At 66.7% G+C, this 21,985-nt stretch carries 17 protein-coding genes; 7 read left to right on the forward strand and 10 right to left on the reverse strand.

Going from position 1 to position 21,985, the window contains the following annotated elements:
- The first annotated feature begins 1 nt into the window (after nt 1).
- Both AC1DFE_RS18205 and AC1DFE_RS18210 read left to right on the forward strand, forming a co-directional pair.
- Nucleotides 2-1,459 carry an APC family permease gene (locus AC1DFE_RS18205; protein ID WP_476907274.1) on the forward strand — a complete coding sequence of 486 codons (1,458 nt, stop codon included), beginning with the start codon at nt 2-4 and terminating at the stop codon, nt 1,457-1,459.
- Nucleotides 1,449-3,092 (forward strand): amidohydrolase, encoded by a 1,644-nt coding sequence (locus AC1DFE_RS18210; protein WP_476907275.1) that lies wholly within the window; start codon nt 1,449-1,451, stop codon nt 3,090-3,092. Before AC1DFE_RS18205 ends, AC1DFE_RS18210 begins: the two co-directional genes overlap by 11 nt.
- Here the strand turns inward: AC1DFE_RS18210 and AC1DFE_RS18215 are convergent.
- From AC1DFE_RS18215 to AC1DFE_RS18240, 6 genes are all read right to left on the reverse strand, one after another.
- Nucleotides 3,089-3,475, reverse strand: coding sequence for a VOC family protein (locus tag AC1DFE_RS18215; protein WP_476907276.1), 387 nt, complete (start codon nt 3,473-3,475; stop codon nt 3,089-3,091). The two genes, AC1DFE_RS18210 and AC1DFE_RS18215, sit on opposite strands and share 4 nt — an antisense overlap.
- Before the next feature lie 114 nt (nt 3,476-3,589).
- Nucleotides 3,590-4,558, reverse strand: coding sequence for a carbohydrate kinase family protein (locus tag AC1DFE_RS18220; RefSeq protein WP_476907290.1), 969 nt, complete (start codon nt 4,556-4,558; stop codon nt 3,590-3,592).
- A 156-nt stretch (nt 4,559-4,714) separates the two neighbouring features.
- Nucleotides 4,715-5,509: an ATP-binding cassette domain-containing protein gene (locus tag AC1DFE_RS18225; RefSeq protein ID WP_476907277.1), complete on the reverse strand. Its 795-nt coding sequence runs from the start codon at nt 5,507-5,509 to the stop codon at nt 4,715-4,717.
- Nucleotides 5,506-6,552 (reverse strand): ABC transporter permease, encoded by a 1,047-nt coding sequence (locus tag AC1DFE_RS18230; protein WP_476907278.1) that lies wholly within the window; start codon nt 6,550-6,552, stop codon nt 5,506-5,508. The genes AC1DFE_RS18225 and AC1DFE_RS18230 overlap by 4 nt, the downstream gene beginning before the upstream one ends.
- Nucleotides 6,549-6,704 (reverse strand): hypothetical protein, encoded by a 156-nt coding sequence (locus tag AC1DFE_RS18235; RefSeq protein WP_476907279.1) that lies wholly within the window; start codon nt 6,702-6,704, stop codon nt 6,549-6,551. The genes AC1DFE_RS18230 and AC1DFE_RS18235 overlap by 4 nt, the downstream gene beginning before the upstream one ends.
- Nucleotides 6,705-6,709: 5 nt before the next feature.
- A complete protein-coding gene (locus tag AC1DFE_RS18240) occupies nt 6,710-7,828 on the reverse strand; it encodes a substrate-binding domain-containing protein (RefSeq protein WP_476907280.1) in 1,119 nt (372 codons plus the stop codon).
- 165 nt (nt 7,829-7,993) lie between these two features.
- Here AC1DFE_RS18240 and AC1DFE_RS18245 point away from each other — a divergent pair, with 165 nt between their 5' ends.
- Together AC1DFE_RS18245 and AC1DFE_RS18250 are read left to right on the forward strand one after the other, a co-directional pair.
- Nucleotides 7,994-8,992: a LacI family DNA-binding transcriptional regulator gene (locus tag AC1DFE_RS18245; RefSeq protein ID WP_476907291.1), complete on the forward strand. Its 999-nt coding sequence runs from the start codon at nt 7,994-7,996 to the stop codon at nt 8,990-8,992.
- A gap of 64 nt (nt 8,993-9,056) precedes the next feature.
- On the forward strand, nt 9,057-9,350 hold the full coding sequence (locus AC1DFE_RS18250; protein ID WP_476907281.1) for a putative quinol monooxygenase: 294 nt from the start codon (nt 9,057-9,059) through the stop codon (nt 9,348-9,350).
- A 133-nt stretch (nt 9,351-9,483) separates the two neighbouring features.
- Here AC1DFE_RS18250 and AC1DFE_RS18255 read toward each other — a convergent pair whose 3' ends face one another.
- The gene (locus tag AC1DFE_RS18255; protein WP_476907282.1) at nt 9,484-12,147 is read right to left on the reverse strand and encodes a GH32 C-terminal domain-containing protein; all 2,664 of its coding nucleotides are present in this window, start codon (nt 12,145-12,147) and stop codon (nt 9,484-9,486) included.
- 304 nt (nt 12,148-12,451) lie between these two features.
- Between AC1DFE_RS18255 and AC1DFE_RS18260 the strand changes: the two genes are divergently transcribed.
- Nucleotides 12,452-12,790, forward strand: coding sequence for a hypothetical protein (locus AC1DFE_RS18260; RefSeq protein ID WP_476907283.1), 339 nt, complete (start codon nt 12,452-12,454; stop codon nt 12,788-12,790).
- A gap of 259 nt (nt 12,791-13,049) precedes the next feature.
- A complete protein-coding gene (gene malQ / locus AC1DFE_RS18265; RefSeq protein ID WP_476907284.1) occupies nt 13,050-15,296 on the forward strand; it encodes a 4-alpha-glucanotransferase in 2,247 nt (748 codons plus the stop codon).
- A 58-nt stretch (nt 15,297-15,354) separates the two neighbouring features.
- Here malQ and AC1DFE_RS18270 read toward each other — a convergent pair whose 3' ends face one another.
- Together AC1DFE_RS18270 and AC1DFE_RS18275 are read right to left on the reverse strand one after the other, a co-directional pair.
- Nucleotides 15,355-18,234 (reverse strand): alpha-amylase family glycosyl hydrolase, encoded by a 2,880-nt coding sequence (locus AC1DFE_RS18270; RefSeq protein WP_476907285.1) that lies wholly within the window; start codon nt 18,232-18,234, stop codon nt 15,355-15,357.
- A gap of 160 nt (nt 18,235-18,394) precedes the next feature.
- Nucleotides 18,395-19,438 carry a lactonase family protein gene (locus tag AC1DFE_RS18275; RefSeq protein ID WP_476907286.1) on the reverse strand — a complete coding sequence of 348 codons (1,044 nt, stop codon included), beginning with the start codon at nt 19,436-19,438 and terminating at the stop codon, nt 18,395-18,397.
- A 230-nt stretch (nt 19,439-19,668) separates the two neighbouring features.
- On the opposite strand from AC1DFE_RS18275, the gene AC1DFE_RS18280 reads away from it, so the two are divergent.
- Nucleotides 19,669-20,478: a putative protein N(5)-glutamine methyltransferase gene (locus tag AC1DFE_RS18280; protein ID WP_476907287.1), complete on the forward strand. Its 810-nt coding sequence runs from the start codon at nt 19,669-19,671 to the stop codon at nt 20,476-20,478.
- Here the strand turns inward: AC1DFE_RS18280 and AC1DFE_RS18285 are convergent.
- On the reverse strand, nt 20,429-21,985 hold a 1,557-nt coding region (locus AC1DFE_RS18285), incomplete at its 5' end, for a DUF222 domain-containing protein (RefSeq protein WP_476907288.1). The two genes, AC1DFE_RS18280 and AC1DFE_RS18285, sit on opposite strands and share 50 nt — an antisense overlap.

Raw genomic sequence — 21,985 nt, forward strand, 5'->3', positions numbered from 1 at the left:
AGTGCCGGATACCCAAACCAGACCTCCGGCGTCGTCTGCTGACGGCGCCCTCAAGCGCAATGCCCTTGGCACGGGCGGGATTGCCTTCCTCGTTATTTCGGCGGCAGCGCCACTGACCGTCATGGCGGGCGTTGCCCCGGTGGCCATCAACGTCGGCGGCATCGGCGCCCCGGCCGGCTACCTCCTGGCAGGCCTCGTGCTCAGCCTCTTCGCCGTCGGCTTCATGGCCATGACCCGGCACGTGAAGGCGGCCGGCGGCTTCTACACCTACATTTCGCTGGCCATGGGCAAGACCGTGGGGCTCGCCTCGGCCATCCTGGCGATCGTCTCCTACAACTGCCTTCAGATCGGGGTTTACGGCCTCTTCGCCGTCCAGACCCACGACATGCTCAAGGTCGTCTTCGGGCTCGACTTGCCCTGGCCGGTCATCGCCCTTGCCGCGGTGGCTGCCGTGTGGTTCCTCGGCTTCCGCGGGATCGACGTCGGCGCCAAAGTGCTCGGCGTGCTCCTCGTGGCCGAGACCGGCATCCTGGCCGTGATGGGAGTTGGCATCCTCAGCGCTGGCGGAGCGCACGGAATCGGCGTGGGTTCCTTCAGCCCGGAGAACGCTTTCGGGCCGGGCGTGCTGGCCATCCTCGGCATCTGCTTCGCCGCGTTCATGGGCTTCGAATCCACCGTGCTGTACCGCTCGGAGGCCCGCGACCCGGACAGGTCGGTGCCCCGCGCCACGTACATCGCCGTGGGCTTCATGTCCGTGTTCTACGCCTTCATCGTCTGGGCCGTGGTGCAGGCCTACGGCGAAGACCGCGCCGCGGAAGCCGCGGGGGAACTGGCCGGCGGCATGTTCTTCCAGACCATCAACCACTATGTGGGTCCCTGGGCCGAGGTGACGATGTACATGCTGATCGTCACCAGCGTCTACGCCTCCCAGCTCGCCTTCCACAACGCGATCAACCGCTACGTCTACATGCTGGCGCGCGACGGCGTGCTGCCGGCCTCCCTGGGGCAGACCCACCCGAAGTTCAAGTCCCCGCACCGGGCCGGCCAGGTGCAGACGCTCCTGGCCGCCGCGGTCATCACGGTCTGCGCCCTCCTGAACGCCGATCCGTACCAGCAGCTGCTGATCTGGGTGAACACGCCGGGGATCTTCGGCATCGTCGGGCTGCAGGGTCTGGTCTCCGTGGCCGCCTTCCTCTACCTGCGCCGGAACCCCGACGCCGCCACGCACCGGCTGATGGTGCCGCTCAGTCTCGCGTCGGCCATCCTGCTCTTCGGCGTGGTGCTGCTCATCGGGTTCAACATCGAACTGCTCACCTTCGCCGACGCACTGACCAACACCATCCTCATCCTGGTGACGCCGCTCGTCTTTATCGCCGGACTCCTGGCCGCCCGCTGGGTGCGCCGCCACCGGCCGGAAACCTTCGCGCAGATTGGAAGCTTCGAAACCCATGAATCCTGATGTAGTCATCCTCGCCGGCACCATCCACACGATGGACGGCCGCCCCTCCGGGAGCCCGGCGCCGCAGGCCGTTGCCGTCCGGGACGGCGTGATCGCCGCCGTCGGAAGCCGGGCGGATGCGGCAGAGTGGCCAGCTGCGGAGGTCATCGACTTCGGTGATGCCGTGCTGACCCCCGGTCTGGTGGACTGCCATATCCATCCTGTTTTTGGACTGGAACTGACCCGCGGCTGCGACCTGTCCGGCGCAGCGGACCTGGTTGCCGTGCGCACGCTTTTGCGCGCGGCAGCAGCCGCAACGGCGCCAGGCGAGTGGGTGCGGGGCTGGGGCCTGGACCCCAACGTGTTCGGATCCGCCGCCGCCCACCGCGAGCTGATTGACGACGCCGTCTCCGGACTTCCGTGCCTTGTCCGCCTGTTCGACGGGCATTCCGCGCTCGCCAGTTCCCGGGCCCTCGAAGTCGCCGGGGTCACCGGGCCGCGCTCCTTCGACCAGGCAGCCGCGGTGGTCTGCGACGCCAGCGGCAGGCCCACGGGGCTCCTGCTGGAGGCGGCCGCCGTCGAGCTCGTTGCGCGGGTGGTGCCAGCCGAGTCCTTCGCCGAACGGAAGGCGCGGCTGGCGGAACTGTTCACACAGTTCACGCGGTCCGGGCTGACGGGGGCTCACGTGATGGACTGCGGTGACGATTCGCTGGAGCTGTACCGTGCGCTCGAAGAAGAGACTGACGCCGGCCTCCCGCTGCGCCTGCGGATCTCGCCGTGGTGCATGCCCGGCACCGGCGAGCGGGACTGGCGCGGGCTGGCGGAGCGAATCGGCGTGGGCGGACGGCGCTGGCAGGTAGCCGGCATCAAGCTGTTCGTGGACGGCACAGTGGACAACGGCACAGCCTGGCTGTTTGAACCCGATGCCTACGGTGAGTCGGTGGCGCCGTTCTGGCCCCGGCCGGAGGAATATGCCGAGGCCGTGCGGTACTTCGCCGGGCGTGGCATTCCCACTGCCACACACGCAATCGGCGATGCCGGAGTGGCAGCTGTCCTGGATGCCTTCGAGTCCCTGCCGGCGGGCACTCCGCCGGCCGTGCACCGGATCGAACACCTCGAAACCGTTCCGGACGAGCTGATCGGGAGGTTCTCCCGGTCCGGCCTCATCGCCAGCATGCAGCCGACCCACTGCACGCATTACTCCCGCGCCGACCACTCGGACAACTGGTCCACCCGGCTCGGAACGGAGAGGGCGAACAACGCCTGGCGGTGTGCGGACCTCCGTGCCGCGGGAACCACCCTGGGGCTCGGCTCCGACTGGCCGATCGCTCCGTTCGAACCGCTGCCCATCCTGGCGGACGCGCAATTGCGGCGGCGGTCGGGCCGCCCTGGTGAACAGCCGATCGCTCCCGGGCAGGCGCTGACGGCCCGGCAGGCGCTCGAAGGCTACACCTCGCACGCGGCACGGGCTGCGGGGGAGTGGACGGTCTCCGGCTCCATCACGGTGGGCAAGCGCGCCGACTTCACCGTGTTCGACGTTGATCCGCTGGCGGCTGCGCCGGATGACCTGGCAACCTCCCGGGTCCTGGCCACGTTCGTGGACGGGCAATCGCAGTACTCGGTGGTTGGGGCCGGGAGCCCGCCGCTCTCCTAGGAGGTGACGGGCTCAAGCCGCCTGCGCAGGAGGCAGAACTCGTTGCCCTCGGGGTCTGCCAGGACGTGCCATTGCTCGTCGCCGGTCTGGCCGACATCGGCGGGACGGGCGCCGAGGGCGAGCAACCTTTCCAGCTCGGCGTCCTGGTCCCGGTCGACGGGGTTGACGTCGATGTGCAGGGGAAGCTTCCCGGTCCGCGGGTCGGTGCTGGGGCTCAGGATGATGGTGGGCTGCAGTCCGCCGAATCCGGTGTCCGGCGGGCCGATCTCGATTGCCCCGTCCTCCCGGTCGAGCTCGACGTAGCCGAGGACCTCGCTCCAGAACTGCGCGAGCAGTTCGGGGTCGGTGCAGTTGAGGACAAGTTCGCTGATACGGCATGCCATGGACCTCAGTGTACGGAGACGTTCCGTGCGAATGCAGCAATGATCCGGACCCGCGTGTGGCGGCGGACAGGACCAGCCCCGTGCCCAGGGCATTCGCCGGACTGGCCCTGACGTTTAGACGGCGGCGGGCGCCGCTTCTACCGGCGCCACCGCGTCCTCGGGCAGGTCCGCCAGGAGCTCCTCCGCCGTGGGCGGGTTGGCTCCGGGGCGGCGCACGGTGATAGCGGCGGCCTTCGAGGCCATTCGTCCCAGTGTTTCCAGCACAGCCGGTGCCAGGCCGTCCGTTCCCCGCGCCAGCAGTCCGTAGATCAGCGCCGCCATGTACGAATCCCCGGCGCCGATGGTGTCGGCCACGGTGGACCGGATGGCCGGCACCACCAGTTGCACGTCCGGGGTGGCAAGCAGCGACCCTTCCGAACCGCGGGTGACCACCGCGAGCCCCGCACCAAGCTCCAGGATCCGCGCCGCGGTGTCCTCGAGCTGAAGATTCGGGTAGAGCCAGCGGGCATCCTCGTCGCTCAGCTTGACCACGTCAGTGAGCGGGACCAGCTCCTCGAAGATGGTCCGGGCCTCGGCCTGGCTGCCGAGGAGTGCGGGACGGATGTTGGGGTCGTAGGTGACCACGCATTCGCGGTGCGACTGTTCCAGGAGGGTCCTGACTGCAGTTGCGCCCGGAGCCAGGAAGGTGGCGATCGAGCCGGTGTGGAGCACCCTGGGAAGGGATGCCGGGGCCACCGCTGGCAGTTCCCAGCGGATGTCGAAGTCGTAGGTGGCGGAGCCATCGGCAGCCAGCGTTGCGGTGGCGCTGGCGGTCCTGCCCGGTGTCCTGGAGCCGGGCAGGAGCGCCACTCCGGCGCGCTGCAGGTGCGCCTCGATGGCCCGGCCACGGTCGTCGTCCCCGATGGAGGTGAGCAGGGCTGTCCGGATGCCCAGCAGGCCCAGCCCGTAGGCGACGTTCGACGGCGAGCCGCCCGGATGCTCGACCGTTCCATTTGTGGATTCGACGACGTCCACCAGCGCTTCGCCGATGACAATGACATCCGGCGCGGCGGCGCGGTTTCCTGAGTTGGCGCTTCCTGCTATGCCAGTTCCGGCGTTGGAGGTGGGGATCACGGTGGGGCCTTTCAGGGAGCCGTCCGCGGGCCGGCTTCGGCCCGCGGACGGGGGTTGGTGCTGGTTTCGGTTGCGCCGGTTCGGTGGCGCCGAATTTTCGGGGGTGTGTTGAGGCGTGCCGGCCGGTCAGGCTGTGGCGGCGCCCGTCATGATCGCCACGGCGTCGGTCATGCTGTGCGACTGCGGGGTGATGGTGGCCGCGCACTTGCCGAGGCGCTGGATGTGGATCCGGTCGGCCACGTCAAACACGTGGGGCATGTTGTGGCTGATCAGGATGACCGGCAGGCCCCTGTCCCGGAGATCCCGGACCAGCTGCAGAACCTGGTTTGATTCCCGCACGCCGAGGGCCGCCGTCGGTTCGTCCAGCACGACCACTTTGGAGCCGAACGCCGCGGCGCGGGCCACTGCGACAGCCTGGCGCTGGCCGCCGGACAGGTTTTCCACGGGCACCGTCACGTCCTGGAGCGTCGAGATGCCAAGCCGGGTCAGCTCTTCCTTGGCTTTGCGGCGCATGCCCTTGGTGTCGAGGACTCGGAAGATCTTTCCCAGCGGTCCGGGAACGCGCTCTTCACGGCCCAGGAACAAGTTGGAGGCGACGTCGAGCGCCGGCGAGACCGCCAGGTTCTGATAAACGGTTTCAATGCCATGGACGCGGGCATCCTGCGGGCGCTTGAAGTGGACTGGCTGGCCGGAAACGAACAACTCGCCCGAGTCCGGGACCTCGGCACCGGTAAGGCACTTGATGAGAGTGGACTTTCCGGCACCGTTGTCGCCGATGACCGCCAGGACTTCGCCCGGGTACAGGTCCAGGCTGACGCCGTCCAGGCCTACAACCCGGCCGAAGGTCTTGACGAGGTTCCTGGCTTGCAGGATTGGCTGGCGGACCTCGGTCTTGGCCGGCTGGAACTCTGTGGCGGTCATGATTTCACCTTTCGGATCCACTGGTCGATCGACACAGCGAGGATGATGAGGACGCCCACGGCGAGGGTCTGGTAGAGCACATCGAGGCCCGCCAGCGAAAGGCCGTTGCGGAACACCCCGACGATCAGCGCTCCAAGGAGGGAGCCCCAGATGGAGCCGCGGCCGCCAAAGAGGCTGGTTCCGCCAATCACGACGGCGGTGATGGAGTCGAGGTTCAGGTCCACGCCGGCGTTGGGGCTGGCCGCGTTCGTGCGGCCGATCTGGATCCACGCGCCGACGGCCAGCACGGCCCCCGCTGCGAGGTAAACGCTCATCAGGACGCGGTTCACCGGGATGCCGGCCAGACGGGCGGCTTCCTTGTCATCGCCCACTGCGTAGACGTGCCGGCCCCAAGCGGTCTTTCCGAGGATGAACGCCACCGCGATGTAGAGCAGGAGCATCATGACCACGCCGGTGGAGATCCGCACGGGGCCAACCGGGAACGTGCTGCCCATCCACGTCAGCAGGCCGGGCATGCTGGAGCCGCGGACGGTGGAGCCGCCGGAGTAGAGGAGCGTCACGGCAATGAAAATGTTAAGCGTTCCGAGCGTGACGATGAACGGGGGGAGCCGGAACCTGGTGACCAGGAAACCGTTCAGCGCTCCGGCTGCCAGGCCCACGACGAGGCCAAGGAGGAGAGCGAGCGGAGCGGGCGTGCCGCTGCCAACAGCGAGTTGCGCCACCACCATGGAGGACAGGATCATGACAGCACCGACGGAGAGGTCAATTCCGGCGGTCAGGATGATGAGCGTCTGGGCGATCGCGAGCGTGCCCACAACCGAAACCTGCTGCGTGATCAGGGATAGGTTCTCGACCCGCAGGAACCTCTCATTGAGGAGCCCGAAGACCACCACAGCAACAAGCAGGACAATGGCCGGGCTTAGTGCGGGATAGCGGTGGAGGATGTTGCGGATTCGGCTGAGCGGGGTCTGCCGGTCGAGGAATTCCTCGGCCGGGTCTGCATGCCCTGCTGTGGGCGGGCCTGCGGTTTGTTGCTGGGTCATTGCTGCTCCTGAACTTCAAGGTCCTGCTGGGGGTGCTGGTTCGGCTGGTGCTGGTGCTGGTGCTGCTGCTGCTTCTGCCGGGGAATCTCCTGCGGCCGCGCACCGCGGGAAGGTACTGCGTCTTCAGCACCTTTCCGCGGTGCGAGGCGCACGCTGGCTACTTGCCCCAGCAGACCTTGGCGGCCTCGGATGTTGTGATGCTCTTGACGCCGTCGACGGCTTTGTCCGTGACCAGCTCTACGCCGGTGTTGAAGAAGTCCAGTCCTGCTGAATTGGCTGGCTTCTGGCCGGTCTTGGCGAGGTCAACGATGGCCTTGACGCCCAGTTCCGCCATCTTGACCGGGTACTGCTGGGCGGTGGCACCAATGACGCCGGCCTTGACGTTGTTGACGCCGGAGCAGCCGCCATCCACCGAAACCACCAGGACGTCCTTTTCCTTGCCGGCGGCCTTGAGGGCCTCGAAGGCGCCTGCCGCGGCAGGTTCGTTGATGGTGTAGACAACATTGACGTTCGGATTCTTAGCCAGGAGGGTCTCCATGGCGGTCCGGCCGCCATCCTCGGCGCCCTGGGTTGCCTGGCTGCCCACGATCTCGTAGTCGCCGCCCTTGCCGCCGGTGTACTTGCCGGTCTTGGCCTCGTCACCGTTCTTCTTCTTGTCCGCGGTGTCGATGCCGAGGCCGCTGAGGAAGCCCTGGTCCCGGTTGTAGTCCACGGAGACGACCTTGTCGTCGAACAGGTCCAGCAGCGCGATGGTGGCCTTCTTTCCGCCAAGTTGCGCGGCGGTCCACTTGCCGATCAGTTCACCAGCAGCGAAGTTGTCGGTGGCGAATGTGATGTCCGCGGCATCAGCGGGGTCCGGCGGAGTGTCCAGGGCGATGACGAACAGGCCGGCGTCCTTCGCCTTCTTCAGCGCATCGACGACCGAAGGGCCGTTGGGCGTGATCAGGATGCCTTTGTCGCCCTTGGAGATTGCGTTTTCGATCGCCTGGATCTGCGTCTCTTCGTCGCCGTCGGCCTTGCCGGCTGCGAGCTTCAGGTCCACGCCGTCGGCTTCGGCGGCCTTCTTTGCGCCGTCCTGCATGGAAACGAAGAACGGGTTCGACGTGGTTTTCACGATGAGGGACACGCCGACCTTCTCGGCCGAAGAACTTCCGGCTGACGAGGTGCTTGGGGAACTCCCGCCGCAAGCGGTGAGGCTGAGCGTGCCGAGGGTCAGAACGGCACCGATGGCAAGCAGGCGGTGGGTGACTGTCCGCGGGGCTTTGGAACTCAACATTGAATCTCCTGGTTTCGTGGCACTTCTGGTGCCTGACAACGATGTCATGCATCATGTAATCAACATCACAAGGTACAGTCAAGAGAAATTTCGATAATGAAGGACCAATCAATGACAACGATGTCTAATCGTTACCAGCCCGAGACAACAAAAAACCGGCCCACCATGCGCCACGTCGCGGCGCTGGCCGGCGTTGGCATCAAGACCGTCTCCCGGGTGATGAACGATGAACCGGGGGTGTCCGAGGCAACCCGCCAGCGCGTACTCGGCGCCTCCCAGCAACTCAATTACCAGCTGGACATGGCAGCGGGAAGCCTTCGCCGGGCCGGTCGCCAGACCCTTTCAATCGGCCTCCTGCTGCCAAGTGTGTCCAACCCCTTTAGCGGAGAGATTCATCGCGCCCTGGAGGACTCCCTGACCGCCCGAGGTATTGCGGTCTTTGCGGCGAGCCTGGACGACGATCCCGAACGGGAGAAGGCTTTGGTGGCCGCTTTCCTGGGCAGACGCGTGGATGGCCTGGTCCTGACTCCCATCGCCAAGAGCCAGTCCTACGTTATTCCGGAGCATTCACGGGACCTGCCCATGGTCTTCATAGACCGCGAACCCGTTGGCATCGAGGCGGACGCCGTGGTGACGGACAACGCAATAGGAGCAGCCAGAGCCGCTGGCCACCTGATCGCGCAAGGTCACAGGAAGCTTGCCTACCTGGGCGACCGCACGGACATCCAGACCGCCCGGGAACGCCGGCGCGGCTTCATCGAAGAACTGGGCAGGGCAGGCATCCCCACGTCCATGGTCCCTGTGCGCGAAGGCCTCCACGACGAGGAGTCCGCGCGCAAGGCGGCGATTGAGCTGCTCAGCTCCGAGGACCCGCCCACGGCCATCTTTTCCAGCCAGAACCTCGTCACATTCGGAGTTATGCGCGCCCTGAAGGAGCTCGGCGCCAGCAGGAAAGTGGCGCTTGTGGGGTTCGACGACTTTACCCTCGCGGACATGATGGACCCCGGAATCACCGTCATCGCGCAGCACCCCGAGAGGATCGGAAAGCTTGCCGCCGAGCGGCTCCTGGCCCGGATCGACGGCGACGACAGCGCCCCGGAGACGTACGTCGTTCCCACTGAACTCATCGAGCGCGGATCAGGGGAACTCCGCCCGCCGCGTTGAGCCGGCCGGCCTTTGTGCCACCACGATTTCAACCACCCATACCGAACCTTTAAGAGGGGAAACCATGACGAAAACGCTGTATGCAGAATTCACCGTCAAGCCCGGCAGCGAAGACCGGGTCGCGGACATGATGCGCGAACTGACCGAACATGTACGCCGGGAACCGGGCAACCAGCTGTTCCTGCCGTACACCCGGGAAGGAAATCCCCGCGAGTACTTCGTGTTCGAGGTGTACGAGGACGATGCCGCTTTCCAGGAGCACATCAGCGCCGACTACGGCGCCCGGTTCAACGGGGAGCTCGCGGACCACATCGAGGAGGACGGCTCCGTGCTGACCTGGCTGCAGCCGGTCCACTAAGTCCCGGCCCTGCCTCCTTCAGGCGCAACTGCGTCCAGCGCGAAGCGGCATGCATCCCGCACGCAGAAGGCCGGTGTCCGCAGGTTCCGCGGACGCCGGCCTTCCGTGGGCTGTTCTACTTCGACGCTGGCCTTTACTTCCTGTTCTTGGCCGTCTGCTGCGCTGCCTGGAACATGGACTGTCTGAGCGGCGTGACGGTCAGTGACTGCAGCCGGGCGGTGCCGCCCTCGGCAAAGAGCGCCACCTGGTTAGCGCCCTGTTCCGGGAAGACCTGGTCGGTGATGGTCCGCAGGCCGTTCTGCGCGAACACCTCCACCGAGGACCGGTCGACGTAGACGCGCAGCGTCACGTTGCCGCTGGCGTCCACGGCCACCGGGGCGGAGTCAACCGAGGCGAAAAGCGGGTGGAAGTCTGTCATGCCGGAGTTGCTCCGGTCGACGTACGCCTCGCCGGATGCCTTGTCGTATCCGATGACGGTGGACTTGCTGCCGTTCCCCAGCACGGTGATCCCGGACTTGGCTGCCGAACCGGGGGCGAAGGTCACGTCGATCCGCTGCACGTCACCCGCGGCCGCAGCCGGCAGCACGTGGGTGCCGGCGGGAATGTTCCGCGCCCGCTTTTCCGAGTAGCTCACCCTCGTTCCCAAGCCATCCACCTGCTGGACGGCCTTTTGCGTCAGGCGCGGGCCGCTGGCCGTTTGCGTCAGGGCAACTTCGCGGGGCAGGGACATGGCGCTGCGCCACGGTGAGGTTGGAATGCTGTTGGCGTAGTCCCAGTTGTTCATCCAGCCGAGCATGGTGCGCTTGCTCTGCGGCATGTTGTTGAAGGATACGGACGCGTAGTAGTCCCTCCCGTAGTCGAGCCAGTCGTAGGTCTGGAGCCGCGGCGTGGCCGGCCGCGGCGAGGCGACAAACTCATCCGCCAGGATGTGGCCCCAGCCGAAGCGGTTGTTGTCCACCACACGGATGCTGGCCTGCCGCCCCCTGAACTCGGACACGTCCCACGACGCCCAGTCCAGGACCTCACTGTTGGCGCCGGTGGCCGTCCTGACCACCTTGCCGTCCACCACGAGGTTGACGGTGGTTTCATCCGATCGCGGCACGGCGGCCTGGTCCGTCAGCATGACGTGGTCCAGCGTGAGGTGTCCCCAGCCGCCGGTGGCCTGGTCCACGATCCTTAGCTGTGCCTGCTGACCCGCGAATTCGGACACGTCCCAGCCCTTCCAGTTCAGGGCGCCCGCATCGTCCCCGGCGAGGCTGCGCACCACGTTGCCGTTCACCAGCAGCTGGGCCTCCAGCGTCTGCCCGGAGCCTGCCGCGCGGTGCCCGCCGCCCACCAGCATGCTCATGAAGTTCCGGTTCACCGTAAACGACGGCGAGGTCAGGGTTCCCTGCCTGTCGTCGCTGGGCGCCCCGCCCGTATCGAACGTGTTGATGCGCTTGGCGCCGATATAGAAGTCGCCGCCGGACGTGGAAGGCTGGAACGCCGGTGCCAGATCCCCAGTTCCTGTCCACCCGGCGTCGGCCAATGTGGAGCCGTCCGGAACCTCAAAGCCGTTGAACAGCAGGTCGCCGGGCGGTGGGGTGTTGTCCAGTTTGTCCGAGACCCGCGGATGCTGTCCGCCGCCCACCAGGAAGTTCAAGTAATCGCTGTCCACCGTGAACTCCGGGGAGCTCATCGAGCCCAGCGGCCAGTCGCCGTCGTTGAACGAATTGATCAGGCCGGCGCCGGCAAAGCCGGTGACGCCGTTCTGCCCGGCGAGGGTGCCGGACGCGGGCGCCCCGGTGAACGGGCCGTCCTTCGAGTTGCCGGGTTCGTTGTTCACGGTCCAGCCGTTGTAGGTGCCGTCGTTGAAACCCGCCAAGGGAGTGCCCGCGGGCAGTGCGTCACTGGCCTTCGTGGTTTCCGACGTGAAGGTGGCGCCGTCAAATTTGCCCACGAAATACTGCCCGGCGGAGCCTCCGGCCACGCCTCCCGGGTTGGTGTTGACCACCATCACCCACTTGACGTTCGCGGGGTTGCCGTCGACAGCAAGGGGGAACAGGTCGGGGCATTCCCAGAGCCCGCCCGTGGCGTTCGCTGGACCGAACTCGCTGAGCTGCGTCCAGTTCTTGAGGTTGCCGGACTTGTACAGCACTACCTTGTGCTCGGTGGCCTCGACGGCGGCCATCACCCAGTAGCCGCCTCCGCCCGGGGCGTCGTACCAAAACACCTTCGGGTCGCGAAAATTGGCTGAGTTGCGGTTGAGTACCGGATTGCCGCTGTATTTGGTCCAGGTTTTGCCCTCGTCCAGGCTGTACGCGAGGGATTGGGCCTGCAGTCCCCTGTAGGGCGAGGCGTCCTTGTAGGCGCTGGTGAAGATCGCCACCATGGGAGGGTTCCCGGCCGTGCCCAGGCCAGAGGTGTTGTCCTTGTCCACCACCACGCTGCCCGAGAAGATGTCCTGTTGGTCGTCCGTGCCGATGGCCAGCGGCTGCTCCTTCCAGTGCACGAGGTCAGTTGACGTTGCGTGGCCCCAGGACATGTTGCCCCACTGGTTGCCGGACGGATTGTGCTGGTAGTAAAGGTGGTAGACGCCCTTGTAGAACACCATCCCGTTGGGATCGTTCATCCAGTTTTGCTGCGGCGTGTAATGGTAGGCCGGCCGGAACTGCTCGTCGCCTGGAGTCCCGGCGGCTGTTGCGGTTCCTGCTCCGGCCAGTACCGCGGCCAGGCTGAGACCCGCCACGGTCAGTGCGGTACATAGCTGTAGTCTGCCGAATTTTCTCGTCTGCATTGTGCTGGTGTCGCCCTTCATCGCGCGTGCCTTCTGCCTTCCCCTAGCTGATGGCAGGTAGACAACGTTGTCAGTGAGTGGAACGCTAGGGGATGTCCGCAAGACAAGTCAACGGATCTGACGGCGGCTACGGCGCCAGGTAAAGTCGGTCCGTCCTCGCGACCCTTGGACTCGCAGGGAGGTAAGGGCGGAGGCGCCGGTGCCGGCCCACTCGGAGCGTGCGGGGCAGACACCGTTGTCAGTGCCCCAGGGGCGCGGGGTGTAAAACAGCGCTGTCAGTTTCCTTCGCCGACTCCGCCGGAACCGCCGTTGTTAGGGTGGAAACATGAAACGCAGCCTCCTCGCCATGACCATGCTTCCGGCCCTTGTCCTGCTGGCGGGCTGCGCCCAGGCCGGGGAGGCAGCCCAAAACGCGGCGAGCTCGGCGGCTTCCCAGGTTGCGAACGCAGCGGCCGAGCACGTGAAGGGCCAGATCTGCACCATCATCGAGGACGGCCTGGTCAGCGCCTCGGACAAGGCGGCACTCGCGGGACTTGTTGCCGGCGCCGAGACGGCCGGCGTGCCCGCCGAAATCACCGGACCCCTCAGGGCGATCGCCCAGGCGGGGGACCAGGTGCCGAACGATTCTGTCCGTGAGCTTCAGAAGGCCTGCGCCGCGGGTTGAGGCGTGGCCGGTGGGGTAGAGATGCGGCCGCCGCTTGAGACACGGCTGCGGGTCAGGGCGCGGCTGCGGATCAAGGCTTGGCCGCGGGCTGCCGGCACCTGTAAGCACGACACCAGCCAGGCTTTCTTCCCAGGGCCGCCGGGGTCACCCAGCGCCGCCTGCAATAATCGGAACCAGCAGTTGCGGGGGCGCTGACAACGGCCAGCCGCGACGGACAGCAGCGTTAGTTTCGGGCCGATACAGCAGACGAGGCGGACATATGAAGGCTCCCAGCCAGCAGCACGCGACTTCCCCTGAGGCGACTTCCCCTCAAAGAGATTCCCCGGAAACACCTTCCGCTGCAGCGAGGGCGAGCAAACTAGCGCCCGCAACCAACGCCGCGGTCAATCCCGAGCTGCTGCGCTGGCTGGCGGAGGCTTACGGCGTCGGCACCACCTATCAGGGGTGGGACGGTCACCCGCACGACGTTGCGGCAGATACCCTGATCCGGGTCCTGGCCGCGCTGGGCGTCGAGGCCCGCACTGACCAGCTCATCGAGCATGAACTGGCGGAGGCGGAGCTGGCGCCCTGGCGGCGGATGCTGCCGCCCGCCGTCGTGGTTCAGGAGGGCACGCCGGGGCAGGTGAGCGTCCACGTCCCGCACGGTTCGCCCGTTCGCATGTGGGCCGTCACCGAGGATGGACGCGAGCTGCAGGCGGTCCAGGAGGACGTCTGGGTGGAACCCCGAGTGGTGGACGGCGTTCTGACCGGCCGGGCCACCTTCGCCGTGCCGCAGAACACCGGATTGGGGTGGCATATCCTGCATGCGGAGGCGGCTGGAGTGGTGGCCGAGGCCACGCTGGTGGTGACTCCTGCCCGGCTCTCCACGGCAGCCGAGCTTGAGCAACGCAGGGGCTGGGGCCTGGCGACGCAGCTGTACTCCGTCCGTTCCAAGCGGTCTTGGGGCGTGGGCGATTTCGCCGATCTCGCCGAGCTCGCAGCGGTGGCCGGAGCGCGCGGGGCCGATTACGTGCTGGTGAATCCCCTGCACGCGGCCGATCCCGTGCCGCCCCTGGAGCCGTCGCCGTATTCGCCGTCGACGCGCCGGTTCTTCAACCCGCTGTACCTCCGGATCGAGGCAATTCCGGAACTGGCGTATTTGAAGCCGAAGAAGCAGTCGCTCATCCACAGCCTGATGAAGCAGGCGCGGAAGCTGAACAAGGACGCCACGCGGCTTGACCGGGACAAGGTCTACTCGGCCAAACTGGCAGCGCTCGAGCTGATCTCAGGCGTCCGCCGTTCGCCGTCGCGGCAGATGGCTTTCGAAGAGTACTGCCGCAGAGCCGGCGCCGGGCTGGATGACTTTGCCCTCTGGTGCGCGATCCGCGAGGATCTCGACGCCGATGATCCCTTTTGGACCGACCCAACGGCTGCGCTCGGCTCGCCGCTGGCGGAGAAGCTCAGGGGTGAACTGGCGGATCGGATCGAGTTCCACCGCTGGCTGCAGTGGCTCTGCGACGAGCAGCTTGAGTCCGCCCAGCAGGCTTCCCGCAACTCGGGCATGCGCCTGGGCGTGGTGAACGACCTGGCAGTGGGCGTGGACCTGCAGAGTTCCGATGCCTGGACGCTCCGCGGCGTCCTCGCGCCCGGCGTCAGCGTCGGCGCGCCGCCGGACATGTACAACCAGCTGGGGCAGGACTGGCACCAGCCGCCTTGGCACCCCGCCCGGCTGGCCGAGGCCGGCTACAAGCCGTTCCGGGAGATGCTCGCAACGGTGCTGCGGCATTCGGGCGGCATCCGGGTGGACCATATCCTTGGCTTCTTCCGTCTGTGGTGGGTTCCCGAAGGGAACTCGCCGATAGACGGCGCCTACGTCCGGTTCGATCACGACGCCATGATCGGCATCCTCGCCCTCGAAGCGCAGCGCGCCGGCGCCGTAGTGATCGGCGAGGACCTGGGCACCTTCGAGCCGTGGGTCCGGGACTACCTCGCGGCCCGGGGCATTTTGGGCACCTCGATCCTCTGGTTTGAGAACGATGGCGATGCCCCGCTGCCGCCGGAGCAGTACCGGCTGCAGGCGCTCTCCAGTGTGAACACCCATGACCTGCCACCGACTGCGGGCTACCTCGCCGGCGACCACGTGACGCTCCGCAACGCGCTGGGGCTGTTGGAGCGGTCAGCGGAGGACGAACGCCTGGAGCACAACGCCAAGCTGGAGAAAATGATGGACCTTCTCCGGCAGCGTGGCCTCCTCTCGCCCGGCGACGCCGGCACCGAACAGGAACGGATCGAGGCGCTGCACCGGCTGCTCGCGCAGACCCCGTCGGTCCTTCTCGGGGTGGCGCTCGTGGACGCGGTCGGCGAACGCAGGGTGCAGAACCAGCCCGGAACCACCTCGGCCCAGTACCCCAACTGGCAGGTGCCGCTGGCCAACTCCGATGGCGACCCTGTGCTGATCGACAGCCTTGGTGACGACGACAGGTTCAACTCCCTGCTCGCCGCCGTCGAGGAGGCCATGCGGGCGTGACGCCCGGCCCTTCCGGTAAGCAGGCCGGTGCTCCCGACTGGCAGGAGCACCGGCTGGCCTAGCCGGCGGTGATCACGTGCGTGCTGTGGTCGTACCGGAAGGTGACCGGGCCGCCGTCGTGGTTCAGCACGATATTGGAACCGTTCGGGGCACCATCCTGGCCGTAGTTCTCATTCCAGGAGCCGTTGATGGCCGCCTTGAATTCGTACTGCCCGGCGGGAAGGTTGGCCGTGAGCTTCCACAGCCGGTCGGCCGGATCAAAGGCCATGAACGCCGCCTGGCATGCCGGCTGCCAATCATCCGGGCAGCCCATCTCACTGTTCAGGCTTCCCGCCACAGTGACCGATTCGGGCTGAGGTGCGGCGCCCACCACCACCGTCCGCACGTTGCTCACGACGTTTGAGCCGTCCAGCTTTGCCCGGTACTTCACTTCTGTTCCGTCGGCGAGGCCCAGGGCGGCCAGGCCGTCCACCACCGTGTACGCCGGCGACGAGTCATCGCCGGAGCCGATGGCTGTCCATGGCCCACCTGCGACGCTCCGGTCAAAACGCACCACGTGGCTGGCCTTCTCCGGATCCGCCGTGGCAGTCACTTCCACGTTCCCCTGGACGGTGGTGCCCTCTGCCGGCTGCTGGATGGTCAGCACCGGGTCCGGCACCACAGCGGAACGGGAAGCGCTGACCGACGTGCGCCCCGCATTGGTCAGGACGACGGCCCGGTATTCCAGGGCAACGCCGGGGTTCAGCCCCGACACGTCGTGGAAGACGCGGTAGGGCGCGGTGTCATCGGTACCCACTTGCTCCCAGGTGCCGCCGGCTGTCCTGGCCTCAAAGGTGACCTCGTAGAACGAGGTGCCTCCGACGTCGGCTGTCACCTGGATGCGGCCATTGTCCCCGGCGGACGTGGCGGTGGCCGCGGCCGAAACGGGGGCCTGCAGCGCGACGGCGGGCGCGGCCTTCTCACGTGGGATCCGTCCGGCGGATTGATAGACGACGGCGGACAGCGCCGGCACCGTGACGGTCAGCTTGCCGTCGGCTGAGGTCTTGGAGTTTTCGGCGGCGTCGCCGTAGATGAGGCTGTAATTGCGCTTGGCGATATAGGTGGGAACGGCAGCGGTCTGCGGTTCCTCGCTGTTGTTCAGCGCCACGACATACTCTCGCTGATCCTTGGCAGCGGTGCGCGAAAACGCGTAGATGCCGGGCCCGTCCGAGGAGTAGCGGTCCTGGTGGGCGCCATCGCGTAAGGCCGGGTGCTTCTTGGTCAGCTGCGCGAGTTCCCGGATCTTGGAGTAGAGGGGGTGCCCGGTGTTGAAGTTGTCGGTGGCATGCGTGGCGTCCGTGCCGAGCAGGTCGTCGTCGAGGTAGTCGGGCACCTTGCTGGCGAACAGCGTCTGGCGGGCGTCCTGGTCCCCGCCCGGACCCGTGAAGCCCTGCTCGTCGCCGTAGTAGACCACCGGGTTTCCGCGGGAAAAGTACATCAGCTCATGGGCGAGTTCGTCCCGGGCCACGCGTTCGGCGTCGTCCGCGTCCGGGTTGTCCGTGCTGATGAAGCTTCCGATACGGCCCATGTCGTGGTTTCCCAGGAAGGTGGGCAGCTGGTAGACGTTGGAATCCGCATCGGTGTACCAGTCGTCGGCGGCGAAAAAAGCCTCCAACTCTTTCGCATTCTGGCTGCCAGAGGCGAAATTGCGCGCCGCATCCTGGAACGGGAAGTCGAGCACTGCCTGCATCCTGTTGCGGGTGGTGAACTGGGAAGTGAAGCTCTTGGAGGTGTCGAAGACCTCGCCGAACATGAAGAACTCGTCTTTGCCGTGCTCTCTGGCGTAGGCGAGGACTTGGGGCCCGAACTGCGGCCAGAATTCGTCGTTGACGTGCTTCATCGTGTCGATGCGGAACCCGTCCACGCCGAAATCCCGGATCCAGGTCTCGTAGACGTCTGTCATGCCGGCCACAACGGTGGGGTTTTCGGTGAACAGGTCGTCCAAGCCGAAGAAGTCGCCGTAGGAGGAGTTTTCGCCGGCGAAAGTGGTGTCGCCTCGGTTGTGGTAGAGCGTCGGGTCGTTGAGCCAGGCCGGAACCTTAAGGTTCCGTTCCGCCGGGTCAAGCACCGGGGTGTACGGGAAGGAGGTTTCGGCGTCGAGCTTGGGGAAGTTTGCCTTGCCGGCGAAGTCCCGGTCGTCGAAGGCTTCGCCCGAGGCTGTGCGGTACGGCTCCTTGTCCTTGGAGACGTAGCCGGTGCGGGCGCCCTCCTTGTAGCCGATGACGTCCGCGGTGTGGTTGGTGATGATGTCGAAGTACACCTTCATGCCGCGTGAGTGCGCTTCATCGACGAGTGCCTTCAGCTCGGCGTTGGTGCCGAGGTGCGGATCGATCTGGGTGAAGTCCGTGACCCAGTAGCCGTGGTAGCCGGCCGAGTTGTCCTCGGTCTGGACAGCCTTGTTCTTGAAGCTCGGTGTCAGCCAGATCGCCGTGGTCCCGAGCCCCTGGATGTAGTCGATCTTGTCCAGCAAGCCGTTCAGGTCCCCGCCGTTGTAGAAGCCCTTGCGGGTGGGATCGAAGCCGGAGACCATTGGATCCGGCCCCAGTCCGCCCTCGTCATTGCCGGCGTCACCGTTGTTGAACCTGTCCGCCATGACGAAGTAGAAGTTCTCGCCGGTGACGGGTGTGCGGAGTGAATGGGAACCCTTACCTGTGTTCGACGGCGGCCCCGGGGTTTTGTTTGCTGCCGCGGCTCGGGTGGGTGCTTTGGTTGGCAGGGGGGCTGTGGCCGTCGGGGCTGCTAGGGCCGGCAAGGCAGCCTGGGCGGGCAACGTTGCCTGGGCGGGCAGGGCCGAGGCAGCCAGCAGGACGAGCGCGCTCGCGGCCGCCATGGTTGTTCGGGCGCGTGTCACGGGACCGCCGGTGCGGCACAGGGACCTGAGGCGAGGGACGGTGAACATGATGGACCTTCCGCAAAGCAACGCTGCTTGTCCGGGTGGGGAGGCCCGGAATCCGTTAGGGTGCCGACTCGTCCAAGGCAGGGCCATCTGCCAACCACAGCCCCTGTGATGGAGCTGTGTTGGGAATGACTAATACTGTATTGGCTTTGTCGATTGCGGTTTAGCTTGCCACAATCAGGGCCGTGGGGGAACCCGCAACAAGGCGGTGAAGGGGGCCCTCGGGACGGCCGGTCGCGGGGTCCAGCCGAAACGTTGCGATGTCGTGGGACCGCTCATGGGCCACGTGAAGCCAGCCGCCCTGGACCAGATGGTGACGGGGCCACTCGCCGCCGCTGGGGAAATCGCCGACCGGGCTGAGCAGACTGCCCTCTGCCGAGGACCTCACCGCCAGCACGCTGATGCGGTTGGATCCCCGAGTGCCGACATAGGCGAACCGCCCGTCTGCCGACAGGGCAATTTCGGCCGCCGAGTCGCCGTCCTTGGCCCCGTCGAACGTCGCAGGCCCCTGGCCGACCAGCTCGAACTTCCCCGACGCCGACGCGGCCCGGGCGGCAAAGACCTCGATGGAGTACTCGGAGACCACAAACACCGTTCCATCTGAGTGCTGCACGAGGTGGCGGGGACCGCTGTCCTTTGGCAGCACCACCTCGTGGTCCAGTACCAGGCCCGTCCCGGGGAAGCGGTTCCACAGGCGGAGGAGGTCGTGGCCGAGGTCGGTGGTCATGATGCGGCCGTCTGCGAGTACCAGGCTGGCGTGTGCCCGGCTGGGCCGGTCGTCCCGGTGCGGGTCGCTGGAAGGCGCCGCCGGAAGGCGGCGGGCGATGTCGCCGTCGTCCGCCAGTTCATAGAGCAACACCTGACCGTCGCCCCAGCAGGCAACGATCAGGTACTTGCCCAGCGGATCGACGGTGACGTGGCAGGCTGCCTCGCCGGCTGCCCAGGATTCGCCGACGGCTTCGAGGCCGAATTCTCCCCGGCGCCGGTACGCCTGGACTGTTTTGGCATTCTCGCCGACGGCGTAAACCATCGGCAGCTGGCGGTGCACGGCAACGAAAGACGGCGAATCCGCCTTGGCGGCCGTGCCCCGCCAGATGAGCGTCCCGTCAGCGCTGGCCGCTACGGCTCCGATGCCTGCTCCGTGGCCGCCGCTGTCCGCGGTGTAGGAGCCGGTCCAGATTAGCGTGTGCGTTTCGCTGTGGGTCATCGTTCCATCCTGCCAATAATCGCCGGATTCGGCGTCGGATAACATGGACTTTTGCAGAGCCAATTCGCGCACAGGGCACCTTCGGAAGTGCCCGTGCCGGATCCGAAACACGGGAGGTGAGAACCATTCACGCAAAGCCAGCCTGGGTTCTCCCTGCCCGCCGCGATCCGGACCGCCAAGGTTAGTCGACGTATGCACAGGCGCCCATCTTTCAACCGAAGGATGCATCCATGCCCGTTCAGTTACCGCTTTCCCGCCCCGCAGTCATCGGCAGGCTGCGCGCCGCCGGCTGTGTCTTTGCCGAGGACGAAGCGGACCTTCTCCTTTCCGCAAACCTTTCCCCCGATGAGCTACTGGGTGCCGTGCAACGGCGTGTCGACGGGTTTCCGCTCGAGCATATTCTCGGCTGGGCAGAATTTTGTGGCCTGCGCATCAGGGTCGAAGCGGGCGTCTTTGTGCCGCGCCGCCGGACGGAACTGCTTGTCCGCGAGGCTGCTGCCCTCCTGGGCGGAGCGTCCGGAACTTTGCCGCCCGCGCTGCCTATTGTTGTTGACCTGTGCTGCGGCTCCGGAGCTGTAGGCACCGCGTTGGCGGCGCTGGTGCCCGGCATCGCCCTGCACGCTTCCGATGTGGACCCCGCCGCGGTGCGTTGTGCCCGCCTCAACGTCCTGCCAGTAGGGGGTGTGGTCCATGAGGGAGACTTGTACTCGGCCCTGCCCGCGCGGCTCCGGGGCAACGTCGACGTTCTGGCGGTCAATGCGCCGTATGTACCCACGGGTTCCATCAGCAGCATGCCTCACGAAGCCCGCGTGCACGAGCCTCGGGTATCGCTCGACGGAGGGCCTGACGGGCTCGACATCCAGCGCCGGGTGATCGCGGAGGCGACTGCCTGGCTCAGTCCGGGCGGGAATCTGCTCATCGAAACGAGCCGGTTGCAGGCGCCGCTTACCGCGGCTGCCATGGCCCGCAGGGGACTGGGTCCGCGGATCGTCATGTCAGCTGAATTGGACGCGACAGTGGTGATTGGGAAGCTGCTTTAACTCCCTGGCTGCTGTGACTCCCGATCCGGCCGCAACTCCCTGGGAGCTGCTGCGCAACAGCAGCGGCAAATGCGGGCCGAGTACGGGGGCCGGGCCCGTCCCGGGTCCGGACGATGGCACTCTCTTCCCATCGACGCCGCGGTTCGTTGGCGCCCGCGCGCCCGGTCCTGCCCCCGTCTGGTTTTGCGGTTCGGTTCATGTTTTGTGGTGGTGGTTGTTGGCGGGGGTCGATGTGGGGTGGCGGGATGAACCAGGGGGTCCCGTTTTTGACGTGGATTTTCCATTGTTCTTTGTGGATCAGATGGTGGTGGTGGGTGCAGAGGAGGACGCCGTTGTCGGTGCTGGTGGGTCCGCCTTGTGACCAGTAGGTGATGTGGTGGGCTTCGCACCAGGGTGCGGGGATGGTGCAGTTGGGGAAGGCGCAGCCTTGGTCTCGGGCGTTGAGGGCTTTGCGGATGTGGGGTGGGAAGACCCGTGATGTGCGGCCGATGTCGAGGATGCGTCCTTCGGTGCCGAGGAGGACGGGGGTGATGTCGGCGTCGCAGGCGATTTTGCGGATGGTGGAGGCGGTGACGGCGCCGGTGTAGGTGAAGGTTCCGCTGCCGGTGGGTGTGCCGAAGAGTCCTGTGCCGGGCCGGTGGATGCCGGGCGGGGCAGCGTCAGGGGTACTGGCGGCGGGGAAGCCAGTGCCGGTGCCCGTGCGGGGTTCGGGTTCGGTGGCCTGCGACGTGTCAGAGTGGGTGTCCGGGCTGGTGCCTGCCAGCGGGTCGGGGTCGCTGGCCTGCCGGGTGTTTGGGTGGGTGCCGGGCTCGGGCTCGGGTTCGGGTTCGGGTTCGGTGGGCTGTGACGTGTCCGGGCCGGTCTGCCAGGTGTCCGGGCCGGTTGGCGGGTTTATGGTGGCCTGCCAGGGGGTGTTTGTTGGCTGGGTGCTGTCTGTGGGCCGGGTGTCGGGGCGGTTTGCGTTCGGAGCGTAGCGGGGGCCTTGGGCGGCGGTGGTCTCGATGCTGTTGAGCAGGTCCCGGTAGGAGACGGTGACCATGACCTGGGGGCGGAGTCCTCCGGTGGTGGGCAGGGTGCCGGTGGCGAGGGCTGCCGTGCTCGCGCCGACGAGGCCGTCGAGGCGTTGTTGGGCGAGGGTGCGGCGGTCCAGGTCCGGTTCCGGGTCGGGGGCGTTGAAGGCCGTGTCGGGGTCGACTGCGGCGCTGTCGCCGCTGTTGTCGCCGCTCTCATGGCCGGTGTCCTCGTTGACGGGGCCTTCTCTGCTGCCGTCACTCCGGCAGCCGGTGGTGTGGGGTGTGGTGGTGCGGGGGTTGGTGGCGGTGTTCATGACGGTGGTGAGGACTTCGTATTGGTCGGTGGTGGCGTTGACTTCGAAGTGGTGCAGGCCGCCGCGTTTGCGGTGGAGGAAGATGCCTTGGCGGTGGCGGAGGTTTTCTTCGGACGGTTCGGTGCCGTCCTGGTCGAGGGCGTCGATCCAGCGGTGGGCGATGCGGGTGAGGAAGTCGTG

The organism is Arthrobacter sp. 05T423 (assembly GCF_056396245.1).

Excerpts from the sequence above, each read along its gene's own strand:
- AC1DFE_RS18240 (WP_476907280.1), bottom strand. The coding sequence starts at position 7,828 with ATGTTGAGTTCCAAAGCCCCGCGGACAGTCACCCACCGCCTGCTTGCC.
- AC1DFE_RS18225 (WP_476907277.1), bottom strand. The coding sequence starts at position 5,509 with ATGACCGCCACAGAGTTCCAGCCGGCCAAGACCGAGGTCCGCCAGCCA.
- AC1DFE_RS18255 (WP_476907282.1), bottom strand. The coding sequence starts at position 12,147 with ATGAAGGGCGACACCAGCACAATGCAGACGAGAAAATTCGGCAGACTA.
- AC1DFE_RS18250 (WP_476907281.1), top strand. The coding sequence starts at position 9,057 with ATGACGAAAACGCTGTATGCAGAATTCACCGTCAAGCCCGGCAGCGAA.
- AC1DFE_RS18245 (WP_476907291.1), top strand. The coding sequence starts at position 7,994 with ATGCGCCACGTCGCGGCGCTGGCCGGCGTTGGCATCAAGACCGTCTCC.
- AC1DFE_RS18215 (WP_476907276.1), bottom strand. The coding sequence starts at position 3,475 with ATGGCATGCCGTATCAGCGAACTTGTCCTCAACTGCACCGACCCCGAA.
- AC1DFE_RS18270 (WP_476907285.1), bottom strand. The coding sequence starts at position 18,234 with ATGTTCACCGTCCCTCGCCTCAGGTCCCTGTGCCGCACCGGCGGTCCC.
- malQ (WP_476907284.1), top strand. The coding sequence starts at position 13,050 with ATGAAGGCTCCCAGCCAGCAGCACGCGACTTCCCCTGAGGCGACTTCC.
- AC1DFE_RS18260 (WP_476907283.1), top strand. The coding sequence starts at position 12,452 with ATGAAACGCAGCCTCCTCGCCATGACCATGCTTCCGGCCCTTGTCCTG.
- AC1DFE_RS18275 (WP_476907286.1), bottom strand. The coding sequence starts at position 19,438 with ATGACCCACAGCGAAACGCACACGCTAATCTGGACCGGCTCCTACACC.
- AC1DFE_RS18230 (WP_476907278.1), bottom strand. The coding sequence starts at position 6,552 with ATGACCCAGCAACAAACCGCAGGCCCGCCCACAGCAGGGCATGCAGAC.
- AC1DFE_RS18280 (WP_476907287.1), top strand. The coding sequence starts at position 19,669 with ATGCCCGTTCAGTTACCGCTTTCCCGCCCCGCAGTCATCGGCAGGCTG.
- AC1DFE_RS18210 (WP_476907275.1), top strand. The coding sequence starts at position 1,449 with ATGAATCCTGATGTAGTCATCCTCGCCGGCACCATCCACACGATGGAC.